Annotated in this window: 6 protein-coding genes; all 6 read left to right on the top strand. The window is 45.1% G+C overall.

The window, feature by feature from the left end; genetic code table 11:
* The first annotated feature begins 269 nt into the window (after positions 1-269).
* The 6 genes from ACO4PX_RS07915 to aroA all read left to right on the top strand — a co-directional run bounded on the left by ACO4PX_RS07915 (position 270) and on the right by aroA (position 6,104).
* Positions 270-1,112 carry a bifunctional hydroxymethylpyrimidine kinase/phosphomethylpyrimidine kinase gene (locus ACO4PX_RS07915; RefSeq protein WP_485572200.1) on the top strand — a complete coding sequence of 281 codons (843 nt, stop codon included), beginning with the start codon at positions 270-272 and terminating at the stop codon, positions 1,110-1,112.
* A gap of 152 nt (positions 1,113-1,264) precedes the next feature.
* Positions 1,265-2,389, top strand: a complete 1,125-nt coding sequence (locus ACO4PX_RS07920; RefSeq protein WP_485572201.1) for an ABC transporter substrate-binding protein — start codon at positions 1,265-1,267, stop codon at positions 2,387-2,389.
* 8 nt (positions 2,390-2,397) lie between these two features.
* Positions 2,398-3,339: an ABC transporter permease gene (locus ACO4PX_RS07925; protein WP_183681971.1), complete on the top strand. Its 942-nt coding sequence runs from the start codon at positions 2,398-2,400 to the stop codon at positions 3,337-3,339.
* Positions 3,332-4,126: an ABC transporter ATP-binding protein gene (locus tag ACO4PX_RS07930; protein WP_485572202.1), complete on the top strand. Its 795-nt coding sequence runs from the start codon at positions 3,332-3,334 to the stop codon at positions 4,124-4,126. The genes ACO4PX_RS07925 and ACO4PX_RS07930 overlap by 8 nt, the downstream gene beginning before the upstream one ends.
* Before the next feature lie 17 nt (positions 4,127-4,143).
* Positions 4,144-4,779 carry a cytidylate kinase-like family protein gene (locus tag ACO4PX_RS07935; RefSeq protein ID WP_485572203.1) on the top strand — a complete coding sequence of 212 codons (636 nt, stop codon included), beginning with the start codon at positions 4,144-4,146 and terminating at the stop codon, positions 4,777-4,779.
* Positions 4,776-6,104 carry a 3-phosphoshikimate 1-carboxyvinyltransferase gene (gene aroA, locus ACO4PX_RS07940; protein ID WP_485572204.1) on the top strand — a complete coding sequence of 443 codons (1,329 nt, stop codon included), beginning with the start codon at positions 4,776-4,778 and terminating at the stop codon, positions 6,102-6,104. Before ACO4PX_RS07935 ends, aroA begins: the two co-directional genes overlap by 4 nt.
* Positions 6,105-6,198: the final 94 nt, after the last annotated feature.

A 6,198-nucleotide genomic window follows, 5' to 3' on the forward strand; every position in this document is an offset into this window, starting at 1 on the left:
AGCCCGTGGGTTCTTAGCTTTTGTTTTGGAAAAGCTTAGAACCCCTACGAGGCGAGGTTAGCGAGAGCGTGCCCCAATTTCAGACCTATACTTTATGGAAAGAGTTTTTCTTAAATGAAAGTATTCTACTCCGATACTCATTAACACGGGGTGGGATACTTATTTTTTTAGAAAAAATATGCTAAAATAAAACGCTAAAAAATTTATGTGAGAATTATTGTTAGCACACTATAAAATATATTTCAAATAGTATAAAAAGGAGAAAAGCGATGGCTGATATGAAAAAAGGAAGCGGGAAAAATATCTTTTTGTGTAATGATTTTCCGGGCTATGGGAAGGTGGCTTTGCAGGGGATGATTCCTACTTTGACAGCAATGAAATATCAGCTGTTTTCCCTGCCTACCGCTTTGGTTTCCAATGTATTGGACTTTGGCAAGGCGGAAATTTTAGATACTACGGAGTATATGAGGGGAAGCGTTGCGGTTTGGAGAGAACTGGGCTTTTCCTTTGATGCCATGGCTATCGGTTTTATTACCGGGGAAAAGCAGGGAGAATTTTTAGCGGAGCTTTGTAGGGAAGAACGAGAAAAGGGCTGCGTTATTTTCTTTGATCCTATAATGGCGGACAATGGAAAGCTCTATTACGGGATTTCTCCGGAGGCGGTGGAAAGTCGAAGAAGGCTTATGGGGCTTTCAGACTATATTGTTCCCAACAGTACCGAAGCTCTGTTATTGGCGAGGAAGAATCCGGAACAGTTGGATTTTAGCTTGCAAGAAGCGAAGGAGCTGGTAAGCGCTTTGCGAGAGGCCGGAGCAAAATCGGTTTGTATTACCAGCATGAAGATTGACGGACAAAATTGTGTTTTCTTATATGATGAGAAGAAGGGGGAGTTTTGCCGGATTCCTTATAGGATGAGGGACAAGCATTTTGTGGGAACCGGAGATTTGTTCTCTGCTCTTCTTCTGGGACGTTTTATGCAGGAAAATGATTTTTTTGCTGCAGGAATGTGGGCGGTGGAAAAAATCGGAGCCTTTATCGATGCCTATGAAGAGGATGGGCTTACGGAAAAGGGAATTCCCATGGAACGCTATCTGACTCTTTTGAAGGAGTAGTATAATCTGTTAAGTTCTTTTCTAAAAGCATAGGAGATATGAAAAATAAGTATAGTTCTTTTTGCTCTGCAGGGGCATTCCCCTGGGGGAATTCTTGAAAGAGATGGTCTTTTGTGCTAGAGTTTAGACTTACAGATTTTAAGGAGGACATTATGAAAAAAAGATTTGGAGTAGCATTGGTCTTGTCTATGGCCATGGTTTTAGGGGCTTGTGGCGCTAAGCAGCAGGCGGAGAGTGCGAAGGGCACAGAGCAGAAGGGCACAGAGACCTCTACTGCAGCGAAAGAGGAAAGCAAGGAAGCGGACAGCAAGGCAGATGCCGGAGACGGAAAGACCTATAAGGTGGGTATTTTAAAGTTTATGGATCACCCCTCCTTAAACCAGATTGAGGACAGCCTTTGCGAAGAGCTGGACAGCCTGTCCGAAAGCTCCGGAGCAAAGTATGAGTACAAGGAATATCGTTTGAACGGACAGGGAGATGCCTCCGTATTAAACCAGATGACTGCTCAGCTTATTGCGGATGATGTGGATGTGATTGTTCCCATCGCTACACCGGCGATTCAGGTAGTACAGTCTCAGACCGAAGGAAAAAATATCCCCATCGTTTTCTCCGCAGCCTCCGATCCGGTTTCCGCAAAGCTTGTGGTTTCCATGGAAAAGCCGGGAGGAAATATTACAGGAACCTCCGATTTCTTAAATACGGATGCCATTATGGATTTGATTTTTGCCCAGAATCCTGAGGCAAAGAAGATCGGTCTTCTGTACTCCAAGAGTGAGGACTCCTCTCAGCAGCCTATTGCAGCAGCGAAGAAGTATCTGGCTGACAAGGGTGTGGAAGTAGTAGAAAAGACCGGAACCACCACCGATGAGGTGAGTCAGGCTGTGGATGCACTGATTGCAGAGAAGGTGGATGCGATCTTCACTCCTACAGACAATACCATTCAGAAGGCAGAGCTTTCCTTCTATGAGAAGCTGATAAAGGCAAAGATTCCTCACTACGGCGGAGCGGATTCCTTTGCGTTAAATGGAGCCTTTGCCGGTTACGGCGTAGATTACGTACAGCTTGGAAAGGCTACTGCGGATATGGTGGATGAGGTACTTCGCCAGGGTAAGGACACGGCAACCCTTCCGGTTCAGACCTTTGATAACGGTATTGCAACAGTCAATACGGAAACTGCCGAAAAATTAGGCTATTCCTTAGATAAGATTAAAGAAGCCTTCAAGCCGTTCTGTACCAAGATTGTGGAGATTCAGACGGAAAAAGAATTTAAATCATAGGATACAAGATGAGTGGATTTTTAACAGTAGGAATTATGAAAACAGCTGTGGAACTGGGGCTTATTTATGCCCTGGTTGCCATGGCACTATTTATTTCTTATAGTATTTTAAATATCGCAGACCTTTCTACCGACGGATCCTATACTTTAGGCACGGCAGTGTCTGCAGTTTTTACGATTTCCGGACATCCGATTTTGGGAATTTTTATGGCTATGTTATCCGGTTCTCTTTCCGGCTTTGTCACGGCCTTTTTGCAAACTACTCTGGGGATTGAAAGTATTTTGGCGGGAATCATTGTGAATACAGGCCTTTATACCGTGAATTTAGCGGTGATGGGTTTTTCTTCCAACCTGTCCATCTTTGGTACAGACACAATTTTTACGCTCTTTGCAGGGGATAATGCCTTTTTAAATGAGTGGGGAGTGGTGATTCTCCTCAGTATTATTGTTCTTCTTCTTTGCTTTTTCTTAAAATGGTTCTTTAAAACCGGTTTAGGATTATCGATTCGGGCTACGGGAGACAGTCCTGCAATGGTCCGGGCCTCCTCTATTAATCCCACCTTTACCATTACTGTAGGGCTTTGTCTGTCCAATGCTTTAACCGGTCTTTCCGGCTCTTTAATTGCCCAGTACAACAAAACGGCTGATATTAATTTGGGAACCGGCATGGTAACGGTGGCATTAGCATCTTTAGTTATTGGAGAAAGCATTTTCGGAAAGAAAAAGCTGATTTTACGTCTTTTGGGCGTGGTGTTCGGTTCTCTGCTTTACAGAAGCATTATTGCGCTGGCTTTACGCTTAAAGGTGCCTACGGAAGCTTTCAAGCTGGTTAGTGCCTGCATTGTAGCGCTGGCAATTTCTTCCACCAAGGTGAAGGAGCTTTTGCAGTACAGCAGATTAAGACGAAATGCTATGGAAAGACAGAAGAAGGAAGGGGAGAAGCATGCTTAGTTTATCCCATATTTATAAGACCTTTAATGCAGGAACCATTCATGAGAAAAAAGCCCTGCAGGATTTAAATTTGCATTTGTCTTCCGGAGACTTTGCGACTATAGTAGGAAGTAACGGAGCGGGAAAATCCACCCTCTTTAATGCCATTTCCGGAAGCTTTTTGTTGGACAGCGGTTCTGTGGTTTTAGAGGGAGAGGATATTACCTTTTTGCAGGAGCATAAGCGGAGCAAATTCATCGGAAGACTTTTTCAGGATCCTCTGATGGGTACCGCGCCCCACATGAGCATTGAGGAAAATCTTTCTGTTTCCTATCTACGAGCTTCTCACAGTTCTTTATTTTCCAGAGTGAAAAAGAAGGAAAGAGAATTCTTTCGGGAACAGTTAAGCCTATTGGAAATGGGACTGGAGGATCGGATGAATCATCCGGTGGGACTGCTTTCCGGCGGACAAAGACAGGCCCTTACCCTTTTAATGGCTACCATGGTAACACCGAAGCTGTTGCTTTTGGACGAGCATACAGCCGCATTGGATCCGAAGACCGCGGATAAGGTACTGGAGCTGACTCGAAATATTGTGGAAGAGAGAAAAATCACCTGCCTGATGATTACCCATAATATGCATCAGGCCCTGGAGCTTGGAAATCGGACCCTGATGATGGATCAGGGAAATATCGTTTTGGATTTATTCGGCCGGGAGAGAGAGGGACTTTCCGTAGATAAGCTGCTGGAGCTCTTTATGGCAAAGGCGGGAAAGGCATTGGACAACGATCGTATTCTTTTATCCTAAGAAGGGGAGGAGAGACTATGTTAAAGAAAGACTTTGTAATTACCATTGGCAGACAGTACGGTTCCGGAGGAAGAATTGTAGGAAAGCGTCTGGCGGAAAGCCTGGGGATTCCCTTTTATGATGAGGAGATTTTAAAAATCACCTCGGAGAAAACCGCTATCGGAGAGCAGTATTTTCGTCTTGCGGATGAGAAAGCCGGAAGCAATGTGCTATTTAAAATCGTGGATTCCTTAAAGCCCAGATTGGGGAAGCCCAGTTTATCCGAAGATATTGTAAGTCCGGAGAATCTTTTCCGTTTTCAAAGTCAGGTGGTAGTGGAGCTGGCGGAGCAGGAATGCTGTATTATTGCCGGCCGTTGTGCCAATGTGGTTCTTCGGGATGCCGGAAAGGAACATGTGGATTTCTTCGTTTATGCGGATATGGAAAAACGCATTGAAAGAACCATGGACTATTGCAAGGTGGATCAAGAAGAAGCCAAGAAGCGTATTAAGAAGATTGATAAGGAAAGAAAAGAATCTCATCGTTACTACACCGGAGAAGAATGGATGAAACCGGACAATTACGATTTGATGATTAATGCTTCCCGAATCAATTATGATGAGATGGAATTGTTGATGAGAAATTATCTGCAAATGAAAGGCTATATCGAATGATGAAAAGCATTGCGGGAGCGGGAAAAGTAATAAAGGGCAGTTTAACGGTACCGGGAGACAAAAGCATTTCTCATCGGGCGGTAATGTTTTCCGCCTTGGCCAAGGGAGAAACGAAGGTCAAAGGTTTTCTGCCGGGAGAGGACTGCTTGTCCACCATTTCCGTTTTCCGAAAAATGGGCGTTTCCATAGAACAGGAGCAGGACAGTGTCCGAATCCAAGGACTTGGCCTTCACGGCTTAAAGGCTCCGGGAGAAGCCCTATACTGCGGAAATTCCGGTACCACCATGCGACTGATGGCGGGAATTTTGGCGGGACAAAGCTTTTCCTCCTGCTTAACAGGAGATGAAAGCTTGGAAAAACGTCCTATGAAGCGGGTTTGTCTTCCACTGGAAAAGATGGGGGCGAGAATCAAGATGCAGGGAGAAAAGGGCACGGCTCCGTTGGAGATTAGCGGCTCTCCGCTGAAAGGGATTTGCTACGAAAGTCCCGTAGCTTCCGCTCAGGTGAAGTCCTCTGTCCTTTTGGCAGGGCTTTATGCCAAGGGGAAGACCTCCGTGATTGAACCAAGTCTTTCCCGAGACCATACAGAACGACTTTTGGGAGCCATGGGGGTGGAATGTTCTACAAAAACCCTGGAGGATGGTAGAGTGGAGATCTCTTTGGAAGGCGGGCAGGAGCTTAAGGCTCTTTCCGAAGAGTATCTTGTTCCGGGAGATATTTCCTCTGCGGCTTACTTTATGGCTTCCGTATTTTTCCTTCCGGGATCCTCCTTACGGCTTAAAAATATCGGTTTGAATCCAAGCAGATGCGGAATTTTGACGGTATTGGAAAAGATGGGGGCGAAGATTTCCTTGGAAAATTGCTCTACAGTTTATGGAGAAGAGCGGGGAGATATTTATCTTGAATATGGTCCTCTAAAGGCCGTGGATATCGGAGGAGACTTAATTCCCCGTTTGATTGACGAGCTTCCCCTGCTGGCTGTGCTGGCTACGATTGCAGAAGGGGAGACCCGGATTTATGATGCGGCGGAGCTTAAGGTCAAAGAATCCAACCGAATCAAAGCCTGTGTAGAGAATTTACAGCGTCTGGGTATTTCTGCGGTGGAAACGGAGGATGGCATGATAATTCCGGGAAAAGGCTCTGTTTTCTCCTTGGAAGGAAAGAGGATTCCCAGCTTTATGGATCACAGAATTGCCATGAGCTTCTCCGTTTTAGGACTTCTCTGTAAGGCGGAAAATCCCATGCAAATTGAGGATTCCGAATGCATTCAGATTTCTTATCCAAATTTTTTCAAAGATTTTGAAAAAGTTCTTGACGAGGGATAAAATATTTGCTAATATACGCTAGTCGGTTTTCAAACGACTGAGGCGAATTGGTCAAGCGGTTAAGACGCAGCCCTCTCACGGCTGAATCCCGGGT

The organism is Oribacterium sp. (assembly GCF_057249185.1).

Coding starts and splice junctions, on each gene's coding strand:
- ACO4PX_RS07915 (WP_485572200.1), top strand. CDS start 270: ATGGCTGATATGAAAAAAGGAAGCGGGAAAAATATCTTTTTGTGTAAT.
- ACO4PX_RS07920 (WP_485572201.1), top strand. CDS start 1,265: ATGAAAAAAAGATTTGGAGTAGCATTGGTCTTGTCTATGGCCATGGTT.
- ACO4PX_RS07925 (WP_183681971.1), top strand. CDS start 2,398: ATGAGTGGATTTTTAACAGTAGGAATTATGAAAACAGCTGTGGAACTG.
- ACO4PX_RS07930 (WP_485572202.1), top strand. CDS start 3,332: ATGCTTAGTTTATCCCATATTTATAAGACCTTTAATGCAGGAACCATT.
- ACO4PX_RS07935 (WP_485572203.1), top strand. CDS start 4,144: ATGTTAAAGAAAGACTTTGTAATTACCATTGGCAGACAGTACGGTTCC.
- aroA (WP_485572204.1), top strand. CDS start 4,776: ATGATGAAAAGCATTGCGGGAGCGGGAAAAGTAATAAAGGGCAGTTTA.